The organism is Micromonospora sp. WMMD734 (assembly GCF_049178975.1).
GTDB lineage: Bacteria > Actinomycetota > Actinomycetes > Mycobacteriales > Micromonosporaceae > Micromonospora > Micromonospora wenchangensis.
This window is the reverse complement of the sequence record NZ_JBMHMK010000001.1, coordinates 3,363,835-3,388,578: the sequence shown is the minus strand read 5'-3', so window position 1 is coordinate 3,388,578 and position 24,744 is coordinate 3,363,835. Positions and strand designations below refer to the sequence as shown.

At 72.5% G+C, this 24,744-nt stretch carries 22 protein-coding genes; 10 read left to right on the top strand and 12 right to left on the bottom strand.

The window, feature by feature from the left end; genetic code table 11:
- Positions 1 to 732, bottom strand: a complete 732-nt coding sequence (locus ACN267_RS14455) for a succinate dehydrogenase cytochrome b subunit (RefSeq protein WP_204961240.1) — start codon at positions 730 to 732, stop codon at positions 1 to 3.
- A gap of 29 nt (positions 733 to 761) precedes the next feature.
- Between ACN267_RS14455 and ACN267_RS14450 the strand changes: the two genes are divergently transcribed.
- The gene (locus ACN267_RS14450; RefSeq protein WP_204961241.1) at positions 762 to 1,700 is read left to right on the top strand and encodes a LysR family transcriptional regulator; all 939 of its coding nucleotides are present in this window, start codon (positions 762 to 764) and stop codon (positions 1,698 to 1,700) included.
- Here the strand turns inward: ACN267_RS14450 and hrpA are convergent, their stop codons facing one another.
- Positions 1,701 to 5,756: an ATP-dependent RNA helicase HrpA gene (gene hrpA / locus ACN267_RS14445; RefSeq protein WP_421488898.1), complete on the bottom strand. Its 4,056-nt coding sequence runs from the start codon at positions 5,754 to 5,756 to the stop codon at positions 1,701 to 1,703.
- A 234-nt stretch (positions 5,757 to 5,990) separates the two neighbouring features.
- On the opposite strand from hrpA, the gene ACN267_RS14440 reads away from it, so the two are divergent.
- Entirely contained in the window at positions 5,991 to 6,470 is a 480-nt protein-coding gene (locus ACN267_RS14440; protein ID WP_204927927.1) for a cytidine deaminase family protein, read from the top strand.
- A 35-nt stretch (positions 6,471 to 6,505) separates the two neighbouring features.
- On the opposite strand, the gene ACN267_RS14435 is transcribed toward ACN267_RS14440, so the two are convergent.
- The 5 genes from ACN267_RS14435 to ACN267_RS14415 all read right to left on the bottom strand — a co-directional run bounded on the left by ACN267_RS14435 (position 6,506) and on the right by ACN267_RS14415 (position 11,465).
- Positions 6,506 to 8,002: a peptide ligase PGM1-related protein gene (locus ACN267_RS14435; protein WP_421488897.1), complete on the bottom strand. Its 1,497-nt coding sequence runs from the start codon at positions 8,000 to 8,002 to the stop codon at positions 6,506 to 6,508.
- A gap of 148 nt (positions 8,003 to 8,150) precedes the next feature.
- A complete protein-coding gene (locus ACN267_RS14430; RefSeq protein ID WP_204961244.1) occupies positions 8,151 to 8,885 on the bottom strand; it encodes an iron-containing redox enzyme family protein in 735 nt (244 codons plus the stop codon).
- A 20-nt stretch (positions 8,886 to 8,905) separates the two neighbouring features.
- Entirely contained in the window at positions 8,906 to 9,853 is a 948-nt protein-coding gene (locus ACN267_RS14425; RefSeq protein ID WP_204961245.1) for a U32 family peptidase, read from the bottom strand.
- Complete coding sequence (locus tag ACN267_RS14420) at positions 9,850 to 10,593, bottom strand: GNAT family N-acetyltransferase (protein WP_204961246.1); 744 nt, start codon at positions 10,591 to 10,593, stop codon at positions 9,850 to 9,852. The genes ACN267_RS14425 and ACN267_RS14420 overlap by 4 nt, the downstream gene beginning before the upstream one ends.
- Positions 10,594 to 10,820: 227 nt before the next feature.
- Complete coding sequence (locus ACN267_RS14415) at positions 10,821 to 11,465, bottom strand: hypothetical protein (protein ID WP_204961247.1); 645 nt, start codon at positions 11,463 to 11,465, stop codon at positions 10,821 to 10,823.
- Between the two features lie 196 nt (positions 11,466 to 11,661).
- On the opposite strand from ACN267_RS14415, the gene ACN267_RS14410 reads away from it, so the two are divergent.
- A complete protein-coding gene (locus ACN267_RS14410) occupies positions 11,662 to 12,387 on the top strand; it encodes a nucleotidyltransferase domain-containing protein (RefSeq protein ID WP_204961248.1) in 726 nt (241 codons plus the stop codon).
- A gap of 87 nt (positions 12,388 to 12,474) precedes the next feature.
- Here the strand turns inward: ACN267_RS14410 and ACN267_RS14405 are convergent, their stop codons facing one another.
- Both ACN267_RS14405 and trmB read right to left on the bottom strand, forming a co-directional pair.
- A complete protein-coding gene (locus ACN267_RS14405; protein ID WP_421488896.1) occupies positions 12,475 to 14,988 on the bottom strand; it encodes a DEAD/DEAH box helicase in 2,514 nt (837 codons plus the stop codon).
- 126 nt (positions 14,989 to 15,114) lie between these two features.
- Positions 15,115 to 15,741, bottom strand: a complete 627-nt coding sequence (gene trmB, locus ACN267_RS14400) for a tRNA (guanosine(46)-N7)-methyltransferase TrmB (RefSeq protein ID WP_239486251.1) — start codon at positions 15,739 to 15,741, stop codon at positions 15,115 to 15,117.
- Between the two features lie 221 nt (positions 15,742 to 15,962).
- On the opposite strand from trmB, the gene ACN267_RS14395 reads away from it, so the two are divergent.
- The 3 genes from ACN267_RS14395 (at position 15,963) to ACN267_RS14385 (ending at position 18,956) form a co-directional block, all read left to right on the top strand.
- The gene (locus ACN267_RS14395) at positions 15,963 to 16,637 is read left to right on the top strand and encodes a hypothetical protein (protein ID WP_421488895.1); all 675 of its coding nucleotides are present in this window, start codon (positions 15,963 to 15,965) and stop codon (positions 16,635 to 16,637) included.
- 241 nt (positions 16,638 to 16,878) lie between these two features.
- Complete coding sequence (locus ACN267_RS14390; protein ID WP_204961251.1) at positions 16,879 to 17,622, top strand: class F sortase; 744 nt, start codon at positions 16,879 to 16,881, stop codon at positions 17,620 to 17,622.
- A 56-nt stretch (positions 17,623 to 17,678) separates the two neighbouring features.
- The gene (locus ACN267_RS14385; protein WP_421488894.1) at positions 17,679 to 18,956 is read left to right on the top strand and encodes a lanthionine synthetase LanC family protein; all 1,278 of its coding nucleotides are present in this window, start codon (positions 17,679 to 17,681) and stop codon (positions 18,954 to 18,956) included.
- A 16-nt stretch (positions 18,957 to 18,972) separates the two neighbouring features.
- On the opposite strand, the gene ACN267_RS14380 is transcribed toward ACN267_RS14385, so the two are convergent.
- On the bottom strand, positions 18,973 to 19,293 hold the full coding sequence (locus ACN267_RS14380) for an antibiotic biosynthesis monooxygenase family protein (RefSeq protein WP_088646246.1): 321 nt from the start codon (positions 19,291 to 19,293) through the stop codon (positions 18,973 to 18,975).
- 157 nt (positions 19,294 to 19,450) lie between these two features.
- Between ACN267_RS14380 and ACN267_RS14375 the strand changes: the two genes are divergently transcribed.
- On the top strand, positions 19,451 to 20,314 hold the full coding sequence (locus ACN267_RS14375) for a helix-turn-helix domain-containing protein (protein WP_421488893.1): 864 nt from the start codon (positions 19,451 to 19,453) through the stop codon (positions 20,312 to 20,314).
- Between the two features lie 18 nt (positions 20,315 to 20,332).
- On the opposite strand, the gene ACN267_RS14370 is transcribed toward ACN267_RS14375, so the two are convergent.
- The gene (locus tag ACN267_RS14370) at positions 20,333 to 21,145 is read right to left on the bottom strand and encodes an exodeoxyribonuclease III (protein ID WP_421488892.1); all 813 of its coding nucleotides are present in this window, start codon (positions 21,143 to 21,145) and stop codon (positions 20,333 to 20,335) included.
- A 116-nt stretch (positions 21,146 to 21,261) separates the two neighbouring features.
- On the bottom strand, positions 21,262 to 22,182 hold the full coding sequence (locus ACN267_RS14365) for a proteasome assembly chaperone family protein (RefSeq protein ID WP_204961256.1): 921 nt from the start codon (positions 22,180 to 22,182) through the stop codon (positions 21,262 to 21,264).
- Between the two features lie 418 nt (positions 22,183 to 22,600).
- On the opposite strand from ACN267_RS14365, the gene ACN267_RS14360 reads away from it, so the two are divergent.
- From ACN267_RS14360 to ACN267_RS14350, 3 genes are all read left to right on the top strand, one after another.
- On the top strand, positions 22,601 to 23,485 hold the full coding sequence (locus ACN267_RS14360) for a peptidase M23 (RefSeq protein ID WP_421488891.1): 885 nt from the start codon (positions 22,601 to 22,603) through the stop codon (positions 23,483 to 23,485).
- A gap of 146 nt (positions 23,486 to 23,631) precedes the next feature.
- The gene (locus ACN267_RS14355) at positions 23,632 to 23,781 is read left to right on the top strand and encodes a hypothetical protein (RefSeq protein WP_168222413.1); all 150 of its coding nucleotides are present in this window, start codon (positions 23,632 to 23,634) and stop codon (positions 23,779 to 23,781) included.
- Between the two features lie 187 nt (positions 23,782 to 23,968).
- Positions 23,969 to 24,664 carry an EcsC family protein gene (locus tag ACN267_RS14350; protein ID WP_240762946.1) on the top strand — a complete coding sequence of 232 codons (696 nt, stop codon included), beginning with the start codon at positions 23,969 to 23,971 and terminating at the stop codon, positions 24,662 to 24,664.
- The last annotated feature ends 80 nt before the right edge of the window (positions 24,665 to 24,744 follow it).

The following is a 24,744-nucleotide window of genomic DNA, read 5'->3' as shown; positions in this document are numbered from 1 at the left end:
TCAGGACACCAATCCGGTGAGTACGGCGAACGGGACCACCAGGTAGCCGGCGCAGAGCACCACGGCGAAGACCAGCGCGGCGGTACGGGCCCGCCGTTCACCCCGAGGGGTCTGCTGACCGAGGCTGCGCAGCGCGGAGAACACCCCGTGCCGCAGGTGGAAGCCGACGGTGACGATCGCCAGGGTGTAGAACAGCGTCACGTACCAGCGTTCCGGGGCGAAGTCGGCGACCACGTTGCCGTACGGGTTGCTGGCGTCGCCGACCGGGTTGAGGGTGCCGGTGGTCAGGTCCAGGATGTGGTAGATCACGAAGAGCAGGATGATCACGCCGCCCCAGCGCATGGTGCGCGCGGCGTAGCTGCCCCGGACCTTCTTGCGGTGGGCGTAGCGCACCGGGCGGGCGGCGCGGGCCCGCACGGCCAGCAGGGTCGCCGCCCAGATGTGCCCGAGCACGGCCACCACCAGCGCGGTGCGCAGGATCCACAGGAACCACACGCCGGGCAGCAGTGGCTTGCCGATGTCGCGCAGCCAGTGGGCGTAGTGGTCGAACGAGGTCTCGCCGGTGAACACCTTGAGGTTGCCGAGCATGTGGGCGACGAGGAACAGCACGAGCATGATGCCCGTCACCGCCATGACGGCCTTCAGGCCGACGTTGGAGCGGATGGGCGACCGAGTTTTCGTGATTACCACCTGACCGACGCTAGGAGCCCCGCAATCAGTCGTCCAATGCATCGAACTCGCAGTCTCGATAGCCGTAAGCTATGAAGATGCAGCTCCATCAGCTGAGGTACTTCGTTGCGGTGGCTGAAGTACGACATTTCACCCAAGCCGCCGACATCGTCGGCATAACCCAGCCGTCGTTGAGTAAGCAAGTTCACGCTCTGGAGACCACCCTCGGCGCCCCCCTGTTCGAGCGGGTACGCGGCAACATCGCCCTCACCGCCGCCGGCGAGGTGCTGCTGCCGCTGGCCAAACGCATCCTCGCCGACGTCGACACCGCCACCCGGGAGGTGCAGGAACTGGTCGGGCTGCGCCGGGGCCGGGTCCGGCTCGGCGCGACCCCCAGCCTGGCCACCTCGCTCGCCCCGCCGGTGCTACGCCGGTTCCGCGACGCCCACCCCGCCGTCGACCTGCGGGTCGAGGAGGGCGGCTCGCAGGACCTGGTCCGCGACCTGCTGCGCGGCGACCTCGACCTGGCCCTGATCATCATGCCGGCCCAGGGGGCCGATCCCGGCCTGCGGGTGGACCCGATCCTGCGGGAGAGCCTGGTGGTCGCCTCGGTGGAACCGCTACCCGCCGCGCTGGTCAGCGGCGAGTTGCGGATCACCGACCTGCGCGGCCAGCCGCTGGTGATGTTCCGCGAGGGCTACGACCTGCGCGACGCCACCATCCAGGCGTGCCGGGAGGCCGGCTTCGAGCCCACCTTCTCGGTCGACGGCGGTGAGATGGACGCCGTGCTCAGCTTCGTCGAGGCCGGCCTGGGCATCGCCCTGGTGCCGGGCATCGTGGTCAGCCGCCGCCCCGGCGTCCGGGTCACCCGGCTCGCCCCGCCCGGGGTGAGCCGGACCATCGCGGTCGCCCGTCGCCGCGACGTGGTGCCCACCCACGCCGGGCGGGAACTGCGCCGCATTCTCCTCGACTACGTGCACGCGGCCACCAGCACCAGCGACCTGCCGCCGGGCGTGGAACCGCTGCCCTGATCAGCGCCCCTCGGCGTCGTCCATCGCCCGGTAGATGCGCTGCTCGGAGACCGGATAGGGGGTGCCGAGAGCCTGCGCGAAGATGTTCACCCGCAACTCCTCGATCATCCAGCGGATCTGCCGTACCGGCTCCGAGGCGCGGCGGGCCGGGGGCAGCGCGGCCACCATGTCCCGGTATTCCTGCTGCACGGTGGCGATCCGGTCCTGCTGCTGTTTGTCCCGCTGCGGGTTGGCGGTCAACCGGTCGAGGCGGCGCTCCATCGCGGTCAGGTAGCGCAGCAGGTCGGGCAGCCGGGCGTACCCGGTCTCGGTGACGAAACCGTCGTGCACCAGGCCGGTGAGCTGCTGGCGCAGGTCGGCCAGGGCGGCCACCACCGCCAGGTTGCGGGTCGCGCCGAGCCGCTGCTCCACCGCGTACGCGGCGGCGAGCACCTGACGGACCCGGCCCATCACCTCCACCACCGTGTCGACCAGGTCGGCGCGGACCCGGTCGCGCAGCGCGGCGAAGCCGTCGGCGTCCCAGGCCGGCCCACCCGCATCGGCGATCAGCTTGTCGATGGCGGCCCCGGCGGCGTCGGCGATGAGCTGCTGCACCCCGCCGTGCGGGTTGCGGCTCAACGCCAGCTTCGCCTCGTTGCTCAGCCGCCCCTGGAGGAACTGCGCCGGTGACGGCACGGTCAGCCGCAACAGCCGCCTGGTGCCCGCCCAGTGCGCGGCGGACTGCTCGGCCTCGGAGTCGAAGACCTTCACCCCGACCGTGGCGCCCTCGTCGACAAGCGCCGGGTAGGCGGTCACCGCGTAACCGGCCCGGACCTGCTCGATGGTGCGCGGCAGGGTGCCGATCGTCCACCCGGTCAGCCCGGTCCGGGCCACCTCCGGCGCGGCGGCGGCCACCACCTGGCGTACCTCCTGGCGGAGCTGGCGTTGCAGGGCCGGCAGGTCCTTGCCCTCGGCGACCGGCTGGTCGGCGTCGCCGATCACCCGGAACGTCACCCGCAGGTGCGGCGGCAGCTTCGCCGGCTCCCACGCCTCCCGGGGCACGGTCACCCCGGTCATCCGGCGTAGCTGCCGACTCAGCGCGTCCAGCAGCGGCTCCTCGCCCGGGGTGATCGCGGCCAACGCCGCACGCGCGTGGTCCGGCACCGGGACGAAGTTGCGCCGGACCGCCTTGGGCAGCGACCGGATGAGCGCGATCACCAGTTCCTCGCGCAACCCCGGCACCTGCCAGTCGAAACTCTCCGCCGGCACCTGGTTGAGCAGCGGCAGCGGGATGTCGACGGTGACGCCGTCGGTGGGCGCGGTCGGGTCGAAGGTGTACGTCAGCGGCAGGGTCACCCCGTCGGCCCGCCACTCGTCCGGGAAGTCGGCCTCGTCGACCCCGCCGCGCCCGGCGTTGACCAGCACCTCCCGGGTGAGGGTGAGCAGGTCGGGCTGCTCGTGGCGGGCCTTCTTCCACCAGGCGTCGAAGTGTCGTCCGGAGACCACGTCGGCCGGGATCCGCTGGTCGTAGAAGGCGAAGATGCTCTCGTCGTCGACCAGGATGTCCCGGCGGCGGGCCCGGTTCTCCAGCTCCTCGACCTCGGCGCGGAGCTTCTCGTTGTCCCGCCAGAACTGGTGGTGGGTCTGCCAGTCGCCCTCCACCAGGGCGTGCCTGATGAACAGCTCCCGGCTCAGCGCCGGGTCGATCCGACCGAAGTTGACCTTGCGGGAGGTGACCAGCGGGACGCCGTACAGGGTGACCTTCTCGTAGGCCATCACGGCGGCCTGCTTCTTCTCCCAGTGCGGCTCGCTGTAGCTGCGTTTGACCAGGTGCTGGGCCAGCGGCTCGACCCACTCCGGCTCCACCCGCCCGGCGACCCGCCCCCACAGCCGGGAGGTCTCCACCAGCTCGGCGGCCATCACCCAGCGCGGCGGCTTCCTGAACAGCGCCGAACCGGGGAAGACCGCGAACTTCGCCCCCCGGGCGCCCAGGTACTCGTGCTTCTGGGCGTCCTTGAGCCCGATGTGCGACAGCAGGCCGGGCAGCAGCGACTGGTGCACCTTCGGGGTGTCGATCTCCTCCGGCAGGTCGGCGGCGACCCCGCGCCGGCCCCCGTCGGCCGGGGGCTGCGCCGCGCCCCGCCGGCCCCGCCGCCCGTCACCCTGCTCCGGGGTACGCAGCACCTGCCGCAACTGGGCGACGATGTCCTGCCACTCGCGGACCCGCAGGTAGTTGAGGTACTCCGCCCGGCACATCCGGCGGAACGCGCTGGAGGACAGCTCCCGCTGCTGCTCGCGCAGGTAGCGCCACAGGTTGAGCAGCGACACGAAGTCGGACTCCCGGTCGGTGAACCGGGCGTGCGCCTGGTCGGCCTGGGCCTGCTTGTCCGCCGGCCGCTCCCGGGGATCCTGGATCGACAGCGCGGCGGCGATCACCAGCACCTCGGTGGCGCAGCCGTTGCGTTCGCCCTCGATCACCATCCGGGCCAGCCGGGGGTCGACCGGGAGCTGGGCCAGCCGCCGGCCCAACGGGGTGAGCCGTTTGGCCGGGTCGGCCTCGGTCGGGTCCAGCGCACCCAGCTCGTGCAGCAGGTTCACCCCGTCGGTGACGTTGCGCCGGTCCGGCGGGTCGATGAACGGGAACGCGGCCAGGTCACCGAGGCCGATGGCGGTCATCTGGAGGATGACCGAGGCGAGGTTGGTGCGCAGGATCTCCGGGTCGGTGAACTCCGGCCGGGAGGCGAAGTCCTGTTCGTCGTAGAGCCGGATGCAGATGCCGTCCGAGGTCCGGCCGCAGCGGCCCTTGCGCTGGTTGGCCGACGCCTGGGAGACCGGCTCGATGGGCAGCCGCTGCACCTTGAGCCGGCTGGAGTAGCGGGAGATCCGGGCCGAACCCGGGTCCACCACGTACTTGATGCCGGGCACGGTCAGCGAGGTCTCCGCGACGTTCGTGGCGAGCACCACCCGGCGTCCGGCGTGCGGGGCGAAGACCCGGTGCTGCTCGGCGGCCGACAGCCTGGCGTACAGCGGCAGGATCTCGGTGCCGAGCAGCGCGCGTTTCGACTGGGTCAGCTTGCCCAGCGCCTCGGCGGTGTCCCGGATCTCCCGCTCACCGCTGAGGAAGACCAGGATGTCGCCAGGCCCCTCGGCGGCCAGCTCCTGCACCGCGTCGCCGATCGCCTGGATCTGGTCGCGGACGTTCTCCTCGTCGTCGCCCCCGTCCTCGTCGCCCTCGGCCACCTCGACCAGCGGCCGGTAGCGCACCTCCACCGGGTACGTCCGCCCGGACACCTCGACGACCGGCGCGGGCTTGCCGTCGGCGTCGGCGAAGTGCTCGGCGAACCGGGCGGTCTCGATGGTCGCCGAGGTGATGACCACCTTAAGGTCGGGACGGCGGGGGAGCAGCTGGCGCAGGTAGCCCAGGATGAAGTCGATGTTGAGGCTGCGTTCGTGCGCCTCGTCGATGATCAGGGTGTCGTACTGGCGCAGCATCCGGTCGGTCTGCAACTCGGCCAGCAGGATGCCGTCGGTCATCAGCTTGACCAGGCTGCGGTCGCTCACCTGGTCGGTGAAGCGGACCTTGTAGCCGACCACGTCGCCCAGCTCGGTGCCGAGTTCCTCGGCGATCCGGTCGGCGACCGTCCGGGCGGCCAGCCGGCGGGGCTGGGTGTGCCCGATCAGCCCGGTGATCCCCCGCCCCAGCTCCAGGCAGATCTTGGGTAGCTGGGTGGTCTTACCGGAGCCGGTCTCACCGGCCACGATCACCACCTGGTGGTCGCGGATGGCGGCGGCGATGTCGTCGCGCCGCTCGCTGACCGGCAACTGCGCGGGGTACGTGATCGTCGGCACGGCGGCCCGCCGGGTGGCCAGCCGGCCCTCCGCCCGGGACACCTCCCCGGCGATCTCGGCCAGCGCCTCGTCGCGCCGCTGCGGGTCGCGCAGCTTACGCACCCCGTCCAGCCGCCGCTGGAGGCGACGCTGGTCGCGGAACATCAGCGCAGTGAGCCGGCGGTGCAGCTCACGGGCGGACACGGTGGCGGCGGGCGCGGCGGGGCCGGCGGCGGTTGGATTCTGCATGTCGTCGCCAAGGATAGGCAGCCGACCACCGGACCGCCCCCGGGTTACGCCCCGGAGTCCCACGGCCGCTGGTGGGTCGGCTACCCCCGGCTGTCCCGGCGCAGGTCACGGGCCGGGTGGGGGCGGGCGCGCGGTGCGGTGCGCGACCGGTCACGTCCCCCGGTGCGCTGCCCGGGAAACGGGCCGCCGCCGGGCTACGCTGAGCGCCGACGACGCGACCACGGGGGCTGCCGGATGACGACGACGATGCTGGACACCGACCGCGCGCTGGTCCAGGCCGCCACGGCGGTCGCCAAGCTGCGCTGCCGCAGCGAGAACCACACGGTCGCGGCGGCGGCCCGGACCACCGACGGCCGGGTCTTCACCGGGGTGAACCTGTTCCACTTCACCGGCGGCCCCTGCGCGGAGCTGGTGGCCATCGGCGCCGCCGCCACCCAGGGCGTGGGGGAACTGGAGACCATCGTCGCGGTGGGTGACCGGGGACGCGGCGTGATCCCGCCGTGCGGGCGGTGCCGGCAGGTGCTGCTCGACTACCACCCGGGCATCCAGGTCATCGTCGGACCGCTGGACGCCCTGCGCAAGGTGCCGGTGGCCGACCTGCTGCCGGACACCTACATCTGGGCCGAGCAGCGGCTCGACGCCTCCGCCATCGTCCGGACCGGGCAGTGGCCGATGCCGACGGTCCCGGCGAGCCGCCCCGCCTCGGAGGACTGAGCCCCCGTCGTGACGACCGGCCCGGCCGGGTGCGGTCAGCCGTCCTTTGCCGCCACGTCCAGGGCGAGGGCGCGGGTGCGGTCCATCAGCTCCGCCGCCTCGGCCGCGTCCCGGCCGATGCAGACCGCGCCGAACTTGCCGTGGTCGGGCAGAGCGCTGAGCATGTGCAGCACCGTGCCGGTGCGCCGGGTGTGGTCGTAGCGCAGCGGTGACCGCTCGACGGCGTCGATCAGCCGGGCCGGGGCCAGCCCCACCAACGACGGGTCGGTGATCGAGTCGGACGCCTGATAGACCCGCTCCGCGCGGCCGTCGGGGGTGTCGGTGAACAGCCTGCCGTCGGCGTCCGGCACGGTGTCGAGCAGGTGGCTGGCCATCACGAAACCGTGCTTGGTGCCGGTCGCGCGCAGGTTCAGCTCGCAGCCGAGCACCCGCACCGTCGCGCCCCGACGGGCGGCGAGGAAGTCGACGCCGTAGTCGCCAGTGGTGACGCCCTGCGCCACGAGGTACCGGCCGACGCGCAGGCCGTACTCCACCACCGTGTCGCGGTAGGCGGCGTCGGCCGGGAACGAACTGCCGACGTAGGTCAGCCCCACCCCACCGAGCACCTGGTCGTGGGTGGAGACGCACTCGACGTCGCCGGTCGGGGTCACCCGGCCTTGGAAGCTGGGGCTGCGCAGCTCGTCGGCCTCGACGAACTCCTCGGCGACGATGCCGGCGTGGGGGATCAGGTCGGCGAACTCCGCCCAGCCCAGCCTGCCGTCGACGAGGCGGCTGCCGGGCAGCCGCTTGGCCACGGCGGCGACCACCTCGGCCCGGTCGGTGCCGGTGACGTCGGTCAGGTCGACGGTGGCGTTGCCCATCCCCGCGCCGTACGCGGTGCTGCTCAGCTTCAGCACCAGCCGGCGTCGCCCGGCCAGCACGAGGTCGGCGACCGCCTCGGCGAGCGTGTCGACGTCGTGGCACTCGGGGGTGCCCGCCGGCACCTCGATGCCGAGCGCCCGGAACATCTCCCGGCCGGCGCTCTTGGTGCCGAGCGGGATGTACCCGGCGTCGGCCTGGTCCCCGGGGACGCCGAGGGCGGCGGCGTAGTCCTGTAGGGGGCGGGACGGCTCGAAGTAGCTCAGCGCGACCTCGTCACCCGCCTGCCGGGCGGCGGCGACGAAGTCGGCCACCCGCTCGCGCAGCCGGGTGGCCGCCGGGTTGGTCGGGTCGAGCAGCTTGTCGCTCAGCCAGCGGGGCGAGGAGTCGTCGAGGCTGCCGACCACCACCCGGTCCCGGCGGGGATCCCGCCCGTCGACCGGCTCCTGCGGCAGCAGCCCGAGGAAGTAGTCCACCTGGCGGTCGGCGTCGATCATGCGGGGGGCGGTGACGTAGAGCAGCGAACCGCCGCCACGGCAGACCACCGCGACGATCGCCGCCCCGACCGGCCGTTCGGGAAACAACGTCGATCCGCTCAACCGTTCCAACAGTTCGGGGCTGCATTCCCGGCTCTGCACGGAAACGACGGCACGACGGATGCCGGTGACGGCCATCGCGATCATTCTCCTCGGCGACGGAGGTCGACGGGCGGTCGTGCCACCGGAGGTGACATGACCGCCCGTCCGACGGACGGTGGGCCCGACCCTAACACCGCGATCGACGCCCCGAGGTGACCCGCGTCCGCCCGCGATTCCCCCGCCGTCAGGGGTGGGTCAGCGCTTTCACCACCGCGAATGCACCGTCCTGTTTGAGTACGGTGCGGTGGTACAGCTCGGTGTAGAAGGCGCAGAACAGCCGGTACACGTTGGTGATGTGTTCCACCACCCGCCGCCGGTCGTCGTCGGTGTGCACGAACGTCATGAGCACGTCCCACACGAAATCGGTGTGGTCGTCCTCCAGGTCGTGGTTGACGTGCGCCTGCTGACCCTTGGCCATGCCCGCGCCGAGCACCTGCTCGACGTTCTCGATCCAGTCCGGTTGGGTCATCAGCGAAACGTTCTCGATGAAGTACGAACTGGACAGCGAGGCCAGCGGCCGGCCCTCGTGTTCGAGGCCGTAGTAGAAGTAGCCCTGGAGCAGTTTGGTGGAGAACATCGGCTCGGTCGAGTAGATCTCCTCCCGGCTCACCCCGACCCGTTCCAGGTCCTTGGCGAACATCGAGTCGTGCAGCATCTCGTCCTCGGTGTACGCACACCACTTCTTGGCCAGCACCGGGTTGTGCTTGGTGAAGTAGTGGATCGTCAGCGCGTCGATCCACCGCTTCATCCGCAGCCGGAGGATGATCTCGATGACGTGCCGCTGGTAGTAGGCCATGTTGATGTCCCTGGCCCGGAAGAGGTGGTCCGCGCCCTCGACCTCGCGGTAGAACTGCTGCACCATCTGTCGCAGCAGTTCGTCGACCTCCTGCTTGAACTCGGCGTGCTCGTTCTTCGTCATGCGCTTGCCGGCCCCTGTCGTCAGTCGGATGCCGCGGCCGGAATCGCGTACTGCCGGCTGCGGCGGGAGATGGCGGTCTTGTCGGGAAGGTGGCGGTCGAGCATTTCCAGGCCGCGGGCGACGCGGCGGACCCGTTCGACGGTCCGTGCCTCACTCGGCGGGTCGTACGGATGTTCCTGCACGCTCGCGCCCATCTTGAGCATCACCGGTGCGGCGATCTGGACGATCTCGGCCAGTTCGTAGAACCGGATGAAGCCGCCCTTGGTGCGGTAGACGTCGGTGGGCACGTCCATCGGCAGTTCGGGGTTGAGCCGCCGGATCTCCTGGATCATCGGCAGGCCCAGGTCGTGCGCCAGGGTGATGCTGTCGGCACCGTTCTCGGCGAAGATCCGCGCCAGGAACGGGTTCGTCGGCATGCAGTGGCTGGAGGTCTTGAAGACCAGGTCGGCCGGGAGCAGCCCGTCCGACCGCAACTCCGCGAGCACCCGCAACACGCCGATGTCGTAGACGGTGATGCCCCGGCAGCCGAGCGCCGCGAGCCGTAGCGCCTCGGCGACGCAGGCACGGATGCCGTCGCTGTTGTTGATCTGCCGCCCCATCTCCAGGCCGAAGCCGGTGCGGTAGAAGGCGCTCTTCGTGTCGTACTCGGGGCGCGGGCCCAGGCTGACCACGATGCCGTGGTCGTTCTCCCGGCACAGGGCGAACATGTCGGTCAGTTCGGCGTCCGAGAGCAGAAACGACCCCAGCGTCTCGTTGAACCGGGTGACCCGGACCCCGTGCTCGTTGAGCAGTTTGACCATGATTTCGAGGTCGCGCATCGAGTTCACCGCCGGGATCTCGACGCCGAACTGCCCGCCCCCGTCGAACTCGCCGGCCGAGCGGTGGAATTCGACGGTGTCGGTGAACGGGTAGCCCTTTCCGGCCAGCCAGTCCCGTGCCGCACTGCCGGACATGGTTACGTCGTTCACGCGATCTCCTGTCGGGGTGCCGGATCGGGGGTGATGCCCAGTGCCGCGGCCAGTGCCGCGCGGGCGGCCGGTGTCGGGGCGTGCACCAGGCACAGCACCCGGTCGAACTCTCCGACCTCGGCGGCGAAGAATGCGTCGACGCGCCGGTTTCCGGAGCGTGGCTGGTACCGCCAGAAGTCACTGCCGACGCTGCCGCCGCCGTGCACGACCACCCCGGTACGGGGATCGAACCGGCATTCCGGTGACAGTCGGGCGGCCAGTCGGGCGGCCAGCCGGCGTACCTCGTCGGGGTCGGAGCCGTCGAGGGACGGATAGCAGCGGATGTCGTCGTGCACGGTGAACCGGTGCATCACCGCGTACGCCTTCGGCGTGTAGGTCTTCATCGCCACCAGTTCCGGAAAGTCGCCGAGCCGGCGGGTGATTTCGCGGAACAGTCGGGAGACCAGACCGAAGGCGACGGTTCCCCCGTGGTGGTCCTCGGCGACCAGCAGGGTTTCGATGTAGGTGAAGGGCTGGTCGTCGGGGTCGCGTTCGGTGGCGGCGATGAGCCCGACGCACCCGTGGGCCGTCTCGGCGGCGACGAGGTGGTGGCTCTCCCGCAGGATGTGCTGTTTGGTGGCCAGGTAGTCGGCGACCTGGTGGCGGGGCATCGACCGGGCCAGGTCGGTGCGTATTCGGTGGACGAAATCAGGGGGGATCGATTCTGCCCCGGCGAAGTAGCGGAACCGGACGTGACTCATCGGAAATTCCACCTCCGATCGACCAGGTGCTTTTCTGCGCCATTACGCATCGAGGTAGACCAACGTTATTTCCGCAACACTCTACGTTCGGGGCCGGCGCTCAAGGTGATCGGGGCGGTATTTGGGAAAGTCTGCAACGACAGACAGATCGGACGGCGGCGGTGCCGTCCGATCTGTCTCAGAAAACTATGCAGGTCAATGCATAAACGAATGTTCCGGGAGTGTGGTCAGGCGGCGGTGGACCAGATGGCGCGGAAGGCGGCCGCCTCGCCGGCGAGCCACTGCTCGACCTGTGCCGGCTTGACATGCTCGGGCGTCCGGTGTGCCACCCCGCGCCGCACGTCCACCAGGACCGGCTCGGCGTGCGGCAGCACCGCGTCCATGTGTCGGGCCATCAGGTGCAGGGTGGCCAGGGCCGCCTCCTCGCTCGGCGGGGTTTCGTCGAAGTGCAGCCGCACCGCTTCGGCGTGGCCGTCGGCGTACCGGACGCCGAAGTGGGGATTGATCTTGACGGGCAGGTCGCCGAGCATCGCGAGGGCGTCGCGGGTCTGCGCCAGGTCGACGCCGGCCGGCTCGCCGAGCGACGCCAGCCACGCCGTCGCGCCGGGCGTCAGCGCCTGGTAGAGCGGACGCCAGCGCGGCTTGACCAGATCGGCCACCCCGGCCAGGTGGGTGCCGCCGGTGTGGAAGGCGATGTCGGCCTTGAGTGCCTTGACGAACTGGCCGTGCGGGTTGAAGCCGTGCCGGCTGGCCCGCTGCTTGCGCAGCCCGCCGACGAAGCTTGCCTTGGTGGGCCCGGTGCGGTCGACGTACCGGGTGAAACCGAGGAGGGTGGCGTACGGCGTGAGGGGGGCGTTGACGGGCGCGGTCACGAGCGTCCTCCCAGGTCAGGAACTCGATTAGTACATACATTCTAATCGACGGGGGTGACATCTCCCAGGGGGTGGAAGCCGTCGATCCTCCATGTTCCGGCGCACTGGCCAACGTCGGCCGGACCGGACCACGCCCGCGCCATCGGAGTGACCATGCCGGCCGTCGACGCACCTGGCGTTTCCTACACTCGCCACCATGGCGACGTCACCTGCTGCCGTTCGAGACCTTGGCTACGAACTGAAGGAACTCGGTTGGGTCAGCGATCTCCTGGTGGCAGGGTCGTTGGCCACCGGTGACTACGTCCCACGCATCAGCGACCTTGATCTGGTCGCGCTTGTCGACGGCCCTGTCGACACCGGTCGGCAGGCAGCACTATCAGTGATCCACCGTCGACTCGACAGCGGGAGCGGCGCGGGCTTCAGCCTGGGCTGCGTATACGTCGACACCGCGACCATCTCCGATATCGAGGAGCAGCATCCGACCTGGACGCACGGCCAACTCGTTCACCGCGTTCTTTCCCGGGTCACCAGAGCAGAACTGGCGCGACACGGATACGAGGTCTTCGGACGCCCGCCGCGCGAGGTCTTCCCCGCAGTCTCAGCCGAGGACATCCGGGCGGCGGCCCGCGCCGAGCTCACCGGCTACTGGGCCTGGGCCGCTCGACGTCCGTGGATCTGGGTGGACCCCATCATCGCTGAACTCGGCCTCACCTCCATGGCCAGGGGTCGCCACGCACTCGACAAGGGCGAACTCCTCACCAAGACGCAGGCCATCGAACAGGCGCACGCCCCGACCTGGCTGATCGACCAACTCAGCGCGAGACGGCGAGGCGAAGCCGTCTCCTCGCCTCGGATACGGACAGCCGTAGTCGCCTGGCTCGACGCCCGCCGGACAGTCGCCCGCGCGAAGCGCGCTCGGTGAACTCCCGACTCCCGCCTCACCGCAACGCCCCGGGCGGCCACCGATGCCCGGACACGGACGCACCGGACGGCCCCTGCGGAGAAGAACTCAGAGCTGCCCCACGTCCGTCACCCGGACCACGGCGGCCCCCACCTCGTCCGAGGCGACCAGGTCGACCTCGGCGCTGATCCCCCAGTCGTGGTCGCCCTCCGGGTCGTCCAGGATCTGCCGGACGGTCCACTTCTCCCGGCCCTGCTCGATCATGAGCAGCGCCGGGCCACGCGCGTCCGGCCCCACCCCGATCCCGTCGTACGCCGCGAAGTACGGCTCCAGCGCCTCCGCCCAGGCGTCGGCGTCCCACCCGGACGCCCCGTCCAGCTCGCCCAGGTCCCACCAGCGGCGCAGGGCGGCCAGCTCGACCCGGCGGAACAACGCGTTGCGCACCAGCACCCGGAAGGCACGGGCGTTGCGGGTGACCGCCGGCACCCGCTCCTCCAGCGACGCGTGCGCCTGGGCGGCGTCGGCGACGTCGGACGGGTTGCGCAGCCGCTCCCACTCGTCGATCAAGCTGGAGTCGACCTGCCGGACCAGCTCGCCCAGCCACTCGATGAGGTCGACCAGCTCCTCGGTCTTGGCGTCCTCGGGCACGGTCTGCCGCAGCGTCTTGTACGCGTCGGCGAGGTAGCGCAGCACCAGCCCCTCGGACCGGGTCAGCCCGTAGAACTGCACGTACTCGCCGAAGGTCATCGCGCGTTCGTACATGTCCCGCACCACGGACTTGGGGGAGAGCTGGTGGTCGGCGACCCACGGGTGCCCCTGCCGGTACATCTCGTACGCGGCGTGCAGCAGCTCCGCCAGCGGCTTCGGCCAGGTCACCTCGTCGAGCAGCTCCATACGGGCCTCGTACTCGATGCCCTCGGCCTTCATCGCGGCCACCGCCTCGCCGCGCGCCTTGAACTGCTGCGCGGAGAGCACCTGGCGCGGGTCGTCGAGGATCGACTCGATCACGCTCAACACGTCCAGCGCGTACGACGGGGAGTCGGCGTCGAGCAGTTCGATGGCGGCCAGGGCCAGCGGCGACAGCGGCTGGTTGAGCGCGAAGTCGAGCTGGAGGTCGACGGTGAGCCGGACCCGGCGGCCCGTCTCGTCGGGCTCGTCGAGCTGTTCGACCACCCCGCCGGCCCGCAGCGCTCGGTAGATGGCGATCGCCCGGCGGATGTGCCGGCGCTGGGCGGCGGCGTCCTCGTGGTTGTCGGTGAGCAGGTGCCGCATCGAGGCGAACGCGTCACCCGGGCGGCCGATCACGTTGAGCAGCATCGAGTGGCTGACCTGGAAGCTGGAGGTCAACGGCTCCGGCTCGGCCTCGACCAGGCGCTGGAACGTCGGCTCGCCCCAGCCGACCGAGCCCTCCGGTGGCTTCTTCTTCACCACCTTGCGCCGCTTCTTCGGGTCGTCACCGGCCTTGGCCAGGGCCTTCTCGTTGTCGATCACGTGCTCGGGGGCCTGCACCACCACCCGGCCGAGGGTGTCGAAGCCGGCCCGCCCGGCCCGGCCGGCGATCTGGTGGAACTCGCGGGCCTTGAGCAGCCGGGTGCGCACCCCGTCGTACTTGCTCAGGCCGGTGAACAGCACCGTGCGGATCGGCACGTTGATGCCCACGCCCAACGTGTCGGTGCCGCAGATGACTTTCAGCAGCCCGGCCTGGGCCAGCGTCTCCACGAGCCGGCGGTACTTGGGCAGCATCCCGGCGTGGTGCACGCCGATGCCGTGGCGCACCAGCCTCGACAGGGTCTTGCCGAAGCCGGAGGTGAACCGGAAGTTGCCGATCGCGGCGGCGATCATGTCCTTCTCGGCCCGGGTGCAGACGTTGACGCTCATCAGCGCCTGGGCGCGTTCCAGCGCGGCGGCCTGGGTGAAGTGCACCACGTACACCGGGGCCTGCTTGGTCTCCAGCAGCTCTTCGAGGGTCTCGTGCAGCGGCGTCATCGCGTACGAGAAGATCAGCGGGACCGGCCGCTCGGCCGACCGGACGACGGCGGTCGACCGGCCGGTACGCCGGGTCAGGTCGTCGACGAACCGGGTGGTGTCGCCCAGAGTGGCCGACATCAGCACGAACTGCGCCTGCGGCAGCTCGATGATCGGCACCTGCCAGGCCCAGCCCCGGTCCGGCTCGGCATAGAAGTGGAACTCGTCCATGATCACCTGGCCGACGTCGGCCCGCGCGCCCTCGCGCAGCGCCAGGTTGGCCAGGATCTCGGCGGTGCAGCAGATGATCGGGGCGTCGGCGTTGACGCTGGCGTCGCCGGTCAGCATGCCGACGTTCTCCGCGCCGAACACCTCGCACAGCGCGAAGAACTTCTCCGACACCAGGGCCTTGATCGGCGCGGTGTAGAAGCTCGTCCGGTCGTCGGCCAGGGCGGTGAAGTGCGCCGCGATCGCGACCAGGCTCTTGCCCGAACCGGTCGGCGTATTCATGATCACGTTCGCGCCGGAGACGATCTCGATGACCGCCTCCTCCTGGTGCGGGTAGAGGTCCAGCCCACGCTCGGACGCCCAGCCGGCGAACGCGTCGAAGAGGGTGTCGGGGTCGGCGCTTCGAGGCAGCGCGGCAGTCAGCGTCATAGCGCCCCCATCGTGCCCGCACCACCACCCCGCCCGCCAACCGGGCCACCCGCGCGCTGAACCCTGGGGGTCGAGGTAGCGGCATCACTACCGGTCGGACACCGCCGGACGGGCCGCGCAGCGGGCTCAGCGGCGGCGGTGCACCAGATCGAAGACGGGCCGCCCGGCGGTCAGGGCCCGCCGCTCGAACTTGGTCACCGGGCGGTGGGCGGGCCGGGGAGCGTACCCGCCGTGCACGTCGACCAGCTCCGGGTCGGCGGTCAGCGTCGAGCGCATCGACCCGGCGTACTCGGCCCAGTCGGTGGCGCAGTGCAGCGTCCCGCCGCCGGCCAGCCGGGACCGCAGCAACGCCACGTGCTCCGGCTGGATGATCCGCCGCTTGTGGTGCCGCGACTTGGGCCACGGGTCCGGGAAGAACACGTGCACCGCGTCCAGGCAGCGCTCGGGCATGGCCCGGAGCAGCTCCAACGCGTCACCCTGGGCGACCCGGACGTTGCCCAGGCCGTGCCGCTGCACCAGGTCGAGCAGGTTGGCGATGCCCGGGGTGTGCACCTCGACCGCCAGGTAGTCCCGGTCCGGGTCGGCGGCGGCCATCGCCGCGGTGGCGTCACCCATCCCGGAGCCGATCTCCAGCACCACCGGCGCGCCCCGACCGAAGAACCCGGCCGGATCGACCGGCCCGTCGAGGTCGGCGATCTCGATCCCGTACGCCGGCCGCAGCCGGGCCAGCGCGTCGGTCTGCCGGCTGGTCATCCGGCCCCGTCGGGGGTGGAAGGTGCGGATCGTCCCGGTGCCCGGCCGGGCCACCGGGACGGCGGGGTTCTGGTCGATGGAGGTCACAGCGACCCGAGCCTACGCGACGGTTCCGCCGTATCGGATGTGCCGTCGGTCGGAGGGTGAGACGATTCATCCCGTACGGCAGGTCGGCGTCCGGGTCGGTCCGGCGCTGCCCCGGGGCGCCGGAAGGGGGAGACGTGTCGGTTCCGCTGTACCGCACCGCGCTCGCGGTCGCCGCCGGTGCCCTCGTCCCCGCGCTGTGGCACACCGCCCCGGCACCCGCCGCCCCGCCTTCCGCCGTTCCGGTCTCCGCCGCCCCGCTTTCCATGGCCCCGCTTTCCACCTCGCCGTTTTCCGTAGCCCGGCTTTCCGCCGCTCCGCAGGCTGTCGCCGTGGCCCCGGGGCCGGGTCAGCCCCCGCCCGACGGCGGTGGTGAGCCGCAGCCGCCGCCAGGCGTGCTCTTCGTCGAGGTGACCCCGGGGACCGTCGAGCCGGGTTACCTGGTCGGCATCCGGGCGAGCTGCCACGACAACTCGATCCCGGCGACCGTCGTGTCCGACGCCTTCGGCCGGGTCCAGGTGCAGCCGCAGCGCGGGCTGCTCACCGCCGCGCCGATGGTCAAGGAGCGCGTCCGCCCGGGCAACTACCGGGTCAAGCTGGAATGCCCCGACGGGGCGACCGCCTCGACGGCGCTCCAGGTGGTCAAGAAGGTCAAGCCCAGCCCCGGGCCGCACACCGGCTTCGGCGGCGCGGCCGGTGCCGGCGGGCTGCCCGGCGGGCTGCTCGTGCCCGGCGGGCTGGCGTTGACCATCGCCGGGGCCGTCGTCGGTATCGTGGCGGCCCGCCGGCCGCGTGGCGTCACCGGGCAGTGACGTGCCGCCCGCCTCCCCGGGTCCGCGCAACGGCCCGCTCCCGCCCCCCGGCAGCCCGCCCCCCGGTGGTACGCGGTCGCACCCTTCCCCCTCCGGCGGCCCGCTGCCCGGCGGTGCCCGCCCACGCTGGGGTGGCCTGATCCCCCCACCGCCCGGTCCGCCGCCGTCCGCCGCCGCGACCGCGACCGCGCAGCACGGCACTCCGACCCGCAGCACTGCGCCCCGGCCGCCCGACGATCCGATGTCGCCGCCGTTCCGTGCCCCGGTCCCGTCCAGCGGCGGCCCGACCGGCTCCGGCCGGTCCCCGTCCAGCAGCGCCCCGGCCCCGGCCGCCCCGGACGGCGGCCGGTCCCCGACGCGCGGCCCGTGGTCGGTGCCGCTGGCGGTGGTGCTGGTGCTGCTCGGGGTCTTCGCCACCGGTGCCGGGCTGGGGCGCTCGGTCGGGCCGCTGGACCGGACGGGCACGCCCTCGCAACGTCCGGCCGCCGACGCCCGGCGGAGTCCCGCGCCGGGCAGCCTGCCGGCCAGCCGACCGGTCCGGCTCACCGTGCCCACCATCAAGGTGGCCGCCCCGGTGGCCCCGGTCGGTCAGGCCCGCGACGGGTCGATCGACGTGCCGCCGCTCGACCGGCACAACGAGACCGGCTGGTACGACCGGGGCCCGACCCCCGGCGAGCCCGGCCGGGCGATCATCGTCGGCCACGTGGACTCGAAAGACGGCCCCTCGGTCTTCTACGACCTGCGCAAACTCGCCCCCGGCGACACGATCGAGGTGACCCGGGAGGACCGACGGGTGGTGGTGTTCCGGGTCGATTCGGTGGAGTTCTTCGACAAGTCGGCCCTGCCCGCCGACCGGGTCTACGGCCGCGACGGCGCACCCGCCCTGCGGTTGATCACCTGCGGCGGCCAGTGGATCGGCGGACGCACCGGATACGCCGACAACGTCATCGCGTTCGCCTCGCTGGCGGCGACGCGGTCACCCTGAGCAGCCGGAGCGTTATTGCGGCGACGCCGCCCGCCGGCGGATGGCAGGATCGCGCGGTGACGGCGGACGTGGTGCGGCAGGCTTTCACCTGGATCGAGTCGGTGGCGGTGCCCGCCGACGGCGGCCCGCTCTGGCGGGAGGCGGGCGAACCCTTCGACGACCTGTACGCCGGCACCGCCGGGGTGCTGCTCGGCTGCGCCGAGGCCACCGCCGCCGCCTCCCCGGCGGGCGGGCTGCCCACCGGGACCGCGCCGCCCGTCACCGGGTCGGACAGCGGGACCGGGTCGGCTCACGACCGGGTCGCGGCCGGTGCCCGGGACCGGTTGGTGCACCTCGCCCGGCACGAGCCGGACGCCCCGACGCTGCCCGACGACGGAATGTTCGGCGGTTGGGCCGGAGCTGCCGTCGCCCTGCGCGCCTGGGGTCGGGTCGCCGCCGACCCGGTCGCCCTCGACGTCGCCGCGTCGGTGACGGCACGCGTCGCCGAACGGCTGCGCGACCGCCCGGTGGACCCGGGCCGGTGCTCCGACGTCATCTCCGGCGACGCGGGCATCCTGCTGGCCCTCCTCGACGCCCACGACGACACCGCTCCGGTGGTGACGCAGGCGGCTCACCTCCTCGCCGACGGGCTGGTCGGGCTCGCCGAGGAACACCCGGACGGGCCGCACTGGCGGATGAGGGCCGGCGACGAGCGCCTGATGCCGGGCTTCTCCCACGGCACCGCCGGGGTCGCCTACGCCCTCGCCGTCGCCGGTGTCACCCTGCGCCGCGACGACCTGCTCGACACCGCCGTCCGGGCCGCCGACGGCCTGCTGGCCATGGGCCACCACCCGGACGGCTGGGCGTTGCCGCTGCTGGTCCCGCCCCGCCCGGACCGCCCGGCTGTCAACTTCGGCTGGTGCCACGGGCCCACCGGTACGGTGCGGCTGTTCACCCTGCTGGACACCGTCGACCCGCAGCCCCGCTGGCAGCGGGCCGTGGACGGATGCCTGCGGGCGCTGCGCGACAGCGGCCTGCCGCAGCGGAGGTACCCGGGCTACTGGGACAACCTCGCCCGGTGCTGCGGCACGGCCGGCGTCGGGCAGTTGCTGCTCGACCGCTACCGGTCCACCGCCGACCCCGCCCTGCTCGACTGGGCGCACCGGCTCGCCGGGGACGTGCTCGCCCGGACCGTGACCACCCCGACGGGGGTCGCCTGGTCCAACACCGAGCACACCCGGACCCCGGCGGAACTGCCGCCGGAGCCCGGGTTCATGCAGGGCGCCGCCGGGATCGCCGGCTGGCTCGCCCGGCTCGCCGCCCCCACCACCGCGCCTGTCCTGCCCTGGCTCTGACCGCCGGGGCCGCCGGTCAGCCCTTGCCGGTCACCTGCTGGACCACCTCGAACTCCAGCAGCGTCGCGCCGGAGGCGACCGGCCGCTGCTGCTCGCCGCCCCCACCACCGGCGTGCGCGGCCCGCGACGGCCCGGCCGCCCACGCCTGGTACGCCTCCTCGGTCTCCCAGCGGGTGTACACGAAGTAGCGGCTCTCGCCGGCCACCGGGCGCAGCAGTTCGAAGCCGAGGAAACCGGGGGAGTTCTCCACCGCGCCGGCCCGGGCGGCGAACCGCTTCTCCAACTCCTCGCCGGCACCGGGCGGGACGTCGATCGCGTTGATCTTCACGACTGCCATCTCCCCACCCTAGCCCCGCGCCACCGGGCCGGCCCCCGGCTGGTGCGCCGCGTCCGGTGAACGGATCGTGGAGAGTTGTCGTCGCCCCGCCCGCCACAACTCTCCACGATCCACCTGCCGCCGGCCCGTCCCGGCGAAACGATCAGTCGGTGGGTGGGTGGAGCCAGGCCAGGAAACGGTCGGTCAGGTCGACCTGACGACCACAGTCGAGCTGCGTCAGGTGTTCGGTAGCCTCCACCGACAACTCGGCCAGGAGAACCCGAAGAACGAATCTCTACGGGACGCGCTGACCGCCGCCGGGCTCACGGTCGGCCAGCTCGCGGAGAAGTGCGACGTCGATGCCAAGACCGTGCAGCGGTGGGTCAGCCGGGGTCGCCTGCCGCATCCACGTTCGCGGGTGCGGGTGGCAGGTCTCCTGGGTAAGGATGTGGACGTGCTGTGGCCTGATGCTGTGCGTCGCGCGGTCAAGTTGGGTGCGGACCGGGAGTTGGTGGGCGTCTATGCCCGCCGTTCCGACCTGCCCCGGTCGCTGTTCCGGGAGTTGATCGAGGGAGCGCGGTCCCGCCTCTGGTTCGGCGGCTACACGAGCTACTTCGTCTGGCTGGACGTGCCGAACGCCGCCGGGACCCTGGGGGCGAAGGCGCAGGCCGGAGCGGACGTACGTTTCCTGCTCGGTGACCCGGCGAGCCCGGTCACCGCCGGTCGGGACCGGGTCGAGGCGACCCCCCTCGACCTCGGGACCCGGATCGCCATGACGCGTGCCGAGATCGGCAAGTCGCCCACCCCGCTGGCCGTGCGGCTGTCCGACCGGCACGTCGCGATGTCGGTCTGGGTGTTCGACGACGACGCGATCGTGGCCACCCACATCGGCGGCGCGCTGGGCCAGGACTCCGTCACGTTCCACCTGCGACAGCGGGAAAGCGACGGGCCGTTCAGCAGGTACGTCGAGCACTTCGAGGCGCTCTGGGCCGATGCGGCGCAGCGGCAGCCCGCCGATGCGGCAGTAGAGCAGCGGGGCTGACCGGCTGGGTGTGGCGCGTTACCGGGCCCCGGTCGGGTGGGTCGGCTCCGTGCCGGGCAGGTCGGCGTCGATCACGACCGGGGCGTGGTCGGAGGGGCCCTTGCCCTTGCGGGCCTCCCGGTCGACGTACGCGGAGCGGACCGCGCGGGCCAGCGGCGCGGAGGCGTACACCAGGTCGATCCGCATGCCCTTGTTCTGGTGGAACATGCCGGCCCGGTAGTCCCAGTAGGTGTACGGGTGCGGGCCCTTCATCGGGGTGGGCACCACGTCGCTGAGGCCGAGGTCGCGCAGGGCGGCCAGGGCGGCCCGTTCGGCGGGGGTGACGTGGGTCGAGGTGGCGAAGAGCGCCGGGTCCCAGACGTCGGCGTCGGTCGGGGCGACGTTGAAGTCCCCGCAGACGGCGACGGGGCCACCGGCGGCCACCGCCGGCGTCACCGCGTCCCGCAGCGCCGCCAGCCAGGCCAGCTTGTACGCGTAGTGCGGGTCGTCGGTGGCGCGGCCGTTCGGCACGTACACCGACCAGATCCGGACCCCGGCGCAGGTGGCGGCGATGGCGCGGGCCTCGGGCCGGGGGAAGCCCGGCTCGTCGGGGAGCCCGACGGCGACGTCGGTCAGGCCGACCCGGGACAGGACGGCGACCCCGTTCCACCGGCCGTCGCTGTGGCTGGCCACCTCGTAGCCCAGCTCGCCGACCTCGGCGACGGGGAAGGCCCCGTCGGGGCACTTGGTCTCCTGGAGGCAGACCACGTCGGGGGCGGTGCCGGCCAGCCAGTCCAGCAGGCGGGGCAGGCGGGCCTTCACCGAGTTCACGTTCCAGGTCGCCAGGCGCATGGGCCCAGCCTGCCGCATCGCGGCCCGGCCCGCCGGGCCGGCCCGCCGTCGGGCCGGTTCCGGCGCGCGGGGGCGGGTGGGCGGGCCGGGCGGCGGCGACACCGCCCGGCCGTGGGTCAGGCGCCCGGGGTCTCCCCGGGTCGGGTCTGCTCGGCGAGGAAACGCTCCAGCTCGGCACCCAGCTCGTCGGCGGTGGGCAGCGGCCCGGTCTCGGCGGCGAGCAGGTTCTTCTCACCCCGGCCCCGGGCGAACGCGTCGTACTGCTCCTCCAGGGCGGTGACCAGCGCGGCGGCCTCGTCGGTCTGGGCGACCTGCCGGTCGATCTCCACCCGGACCGCCTCGGCGGCGGAGCGCAGGCTCTCGTTGGGCAGCAGCAGACCGGTGCTGCGGGACACCGAGGCGAGCAGCACCTCGGCGGCGGCCGGGTACTCCGTCTGGGCGACGTAGTGCGGCACGTGCGCGGAGAACCCGAGGGCGTCCCGGCCGGTCTCGCCGAGCCGGTACTCCAGCAGGTGCCCGACGCTGCCCGGGACCTGCACCCGCTGCAACCACGGTTCGTAGCCGGCGATCAGCTCACGGCGGGTGGCGTGCGCGGTGACCCCGGTGGGCCGGGTGTGCGGGACGGCCATCGGGATCGAGTTGAGCCCGACGGTGAGCCGGACGTCGAGCCGGGCGACCACCGCGCCGACCGCCGCCACGAACCGCTCCCACTGAAGGTCCGGCTCGGGGCCGGTGAGCAGGAGGAACGGGGTTTCGTCGTCGTCGCGCAGCAGGTGCAGGGCCAGCTCCGGGGCGTCGTAGTCCTCCCAGTGGTCCTCGACGAAGGTCATCACCGGGCGGCGGGACCGGTAGTCGAAGAGCTGGTCGACGTCGAAGGTGGCGATCGTCCGGGCGTCCAGTGAGGTGAGGAGCTGCTCGCGGGCCAGCCGGGTGGCGTTGCCGGCGTCGACGAAGCCGGTGAGCGCCTGGATCAGCACCGGCTGACCGAGGTCGGGCAGATCGTCGGTGAGCTGGTACAGCTCGTGTGGGTCGAGCACCGGTCGGACCTCCTGAGGAAATGCGCCTACGGGCGACCGCGCACGGACGGCACCCGGTTCGGGGAACGTACGCGTCGGCGTCATCCATTCCATCACTGGGCGCGTCGTGACCGATCCGGCTATCAAACCAGGAGGAAGCCACCAATTCGCCGGACGGGCCGGAGTGGCTCGGTCGGACGGTTCCGGCGTGTCACCCGAAAGGGTGACATGGTGGATCATGCGGCCGGCCACGGTGGTCTGGGTGGTCGATCCACTCCGACGACGGCGGGCGCGGTTGTTGACCGCAATGCCCGTTACGGGTGGTATGTCGCCCTGGGTCTGCGTCCGGGGTGGGCGTCCCGGCGGCCCGCCGGAAAGTGTGGCGAGGGCCACTTCCTGCTGGTGGGTGGGCGGGAAAGGGCATGCCTAGCCTCGGCGGATGCGTGACGACGACACCATCGACGACCAGGGGGCCCCTCGGGGCATGACTGGCCGTTCGGACGACACCCCCTCGTCCGTTCAGGTCGGCGTTCTCCGTGAACCCGACTCCCTCCGTACCCGCCTCGGCGGGCTCGTTAACCTTCGCCGCCGCCGGCCGGCGCTGCTCGCCGCCGGGGTGCTCTGCTGCCTCGGCCTCACCGCCGTCGCCGGCGTCCAGGCACTGCCGGACGAGCGGGCCGACGACCGGACCGGCACCGAGGCCGCCCTCGCCGAGCGCGCCCAGCAGCAGGCCGCCTCCCGCGCCGAGGTCCGTACCCCGGTCACGGTCGTGCCCAGCAGCCCGCCCGCCGCCAGCCCGACCGCCGCCACCCCCAGCCCGACCCCGAGCGCGACCAGGACCACCAAGCCCAAGCCCCGGCCGAAGCCGAAGCCCCGACCCAAGCGGATCGTTCCGGTGGCCGGCCTCGACCAGGCCCAGATGGACAACGCCAAGGAGATCGTCAAGGCCGGCCGGGCGATGGGCGTGCCGCGCCGGGCCCTGGTCATCGCGGTGGCCACCGCCATGCAGGAGAGCAACCTCTACAACTACGCCAGCGGGGTGCTGCCCGAGTCGCAGAACTACCCGCACCAGGCGATCGGTTGGGACCACGACTCGGTCGGGCTGTTCCAGCAGCGCCCGAGCAGCGGCTGGGGCGAGGTCGGCCAGCTGATGGACCCGGCGTTCGCCACCCGGGCGTTCCTCACCGCGCTGCTGGAGATCCCCGGCTGGGCGGACCTCCCGCTCACCGTCGCCGCGCAGGCCGTGCAGATCTCCGCCTACCCGGACCTCTACGCCCAGCACGAGTGGCGGGCCACCGAGGTGGTCACCGCCCTCCTGGTCTGAGCCGCCGGCCCGGCCCGCACCGCGGGCCGGGCCGGGCCGGTTCGCGTCGGCGTCGCCGGATGGCTACCCTCGACCGGACACAGTGGACGGTTGGCGGTTGCTCGGATCGGGTACACATGACGCAGGACACCCGATCGGAGGACGACATGTCAGCACTGATGCAGCGGATCAGCGCCTTCCTGCGCTCCCCCAAGGGGCAGCAGCTGGTCGACCGGGGTCGGCGCGAGCTGGCCAAGCCGGAGAACCAGGCACGGCTCAAGCAGGCGGCCGGCAAGCTGTCGGGCCGTCGCCGCTGACCGTCCGCGAACCGATTCCAGCCCGGGAGCACCTGTGACCGAAGCCGTCCCCGTCGACGACGAACCGACCGTCCCCACGCCGCCGGTACCGGCGGACACCACCGGCCCGGCCGTTCCCGCGACACCGGCCGTCGGGTCGCCGACCGCCACGGTCCCGGCGGCGGGGGCGGCGGCTCCGGTTCCGGCGGTGCCGGCAGGTGATCCGGGCGACGCCCCGGAGGCGCCGCCGGCCCGGCTCTGGGACCGGATGCGGGACGACCCGCAGTACGCCCCGGAGCACCTGGCCCTGGAGGCGGTCCGCCGGCTCGGCCCGGAGGCGGCGCAGTGGGTCGCCCGCACCCGGGCGGAACGCCCCGACGCCACCGCCGACCAGTTGGCCGAGCAGGCCATCAGGCGTTTCGTCAACCGGGCCCGCCTCTCCGGCGCGGTCTCGGGTGCGGCGGGGCTGCCCGGCGCGGTCATCGACGTCGGCGTGCTGGCCTGGACCCAGGCCCGACTGGTGCTGCATGTCGCCGCCGCGTACGGCGCGGACCCGGTGCACCCGGACCGGGCCACCGACCTGCTCGTCCTGCAGAAGGTGCACAAGGCGGCCGAGACGGCCCGGTTGGCGCTCGGCGTCGCGGCCGGTCGGGAGCGGGCGGGCGCGCTGTTCGGTCACGCCGCCCAGAACCCGCTCGGGCGGGTGATGCTGCAACTCGGCGTCCGGCTGGCCCGGATGGCCGGGGTGCGGGCGGCCAAGCGGGTCTTCGCCAAGGTCGTCCCGGGTGCCGCGATCATCCTCGGCACCTGGGCCAACTCCTCGGCCACCAAGGATCTCGCCGAACGCGCCCAGGCGCTCTACCGGGAACACCGGGGCGGACTACCCCACCCGCGTCGCCCCTGACCGGAGGAGCTGCCACGCCGTGCCCGGCCCACCGCCGGGCGCGGCCCGCGCGACCCCGGCCCCGAGCGGGCCGGTGCCGG

Bases quoted from the DNA above. Each gene is read 5' to 3' on its own strand.
- ACN267_RS14420 (WP_204961246.1), bottom strand. From the start codon at position 10,593: ATGAGTCACGTCCGGTTCCGCTACTTCGCCGGGGCAGAATCGATCCCC.
- ACN267_RS14360 (WP_421488891.1), top strand. From the start codon at position 22,601: ATGCGTGACGACGACACCATCGACGACCAGGGGGCCCCTCGGGGCATG.
- ACN267_RS14390 (WP_204961251.1), top strand. From the start codon at position 16,879: ATGTCGCCGCCGTTCCGTGCCCCGGTCCCGTCCAGCGGCGGCCCGACC.
- ACN267_RS14370 (WP_421488892.1), bottom strand. From the start codon at position 21,145: ATGCGCCTGGCGACCTGGAACGTGAACTCGGTGAAGGCCCGCCTGCCC.
- hrpA (WP_421488898.1), bottom strand. From the start codon at position 5,756: ATGCAGAATCCAACCGCCGCCGGCCCCGCCGCGCCCGCCGCCACCGTG.
- ACN267_RS14450 (WP_204961241.1), top strand. From the start codon at position 762: ATGAAGATGCAGCTCCATCAGCTGAGGTACTTCGTTGCGGTGGCTGAA.
- ACN267_RS14410 (WP_204961248.1), top strand. From the start codon at position 11,662: ATGGCGACGTCACCTGCTGCCGTTCGAGACCTTGGCTACGAACTGAAG.
- ACN267_RS14455 (WP_204961240.1), bottom strand. From the start codon at position 732: ATGCATTGGACGACTGATTGCGGGGCTCCTAGCGTCGGTCAGGTGGTA.
- ACN267_RS14405 (WP_421488896.1), bottom strand. From the start codon at position 14,988: ATGACGCTGACTGCCGCGCTGCCTCGAAGCGCCGACCCCGACACCCTC.
- trmB (WP_239486251.1), bottom strand. From the start codon at position 15,741: ATGACCAGCCGGCAGACCGACGCGCTGGCCCGGCTGCGGCCGGCGTAC.
- ACN267_RS14435 (WP_421488897.1), bottom strand. From the start codon at position 8,002: ATGGCCGTCACCGGCATCCGTCGTGCCGTCGTTTCCGTGCAGAGCCGG.
- ACN267_RS14430 (WP_204961244.1), bottom strand. From the start codon at position 8,885: ATGACGAAGAACGAGCACGCCGAGTTCAAGCAGGAGGTCGACGAACTG.
- ACN267_RS14380 (WP_088646246.1), bottom strand. From the start codon at position 19,293: ATGGCAGTCGTGAAGATCAACGCGATCGACGTCCCGCCCGGTGCCGGC.
- ACN267_RS14440 (WP_204927927.1), top strand. From the start codon at position 5,991: ATGACGACGACGATGCTGGACACCGACCGCGCGCTGGTCCAGGCCGCC.
- ACN267_RS14355 (WP_168222413.1), top strand. From the start codon at position 23,632: ATGTCAGCACTGATGCAGCGGATCAGCGCCTTCCTGCGCTCCCCCAAG.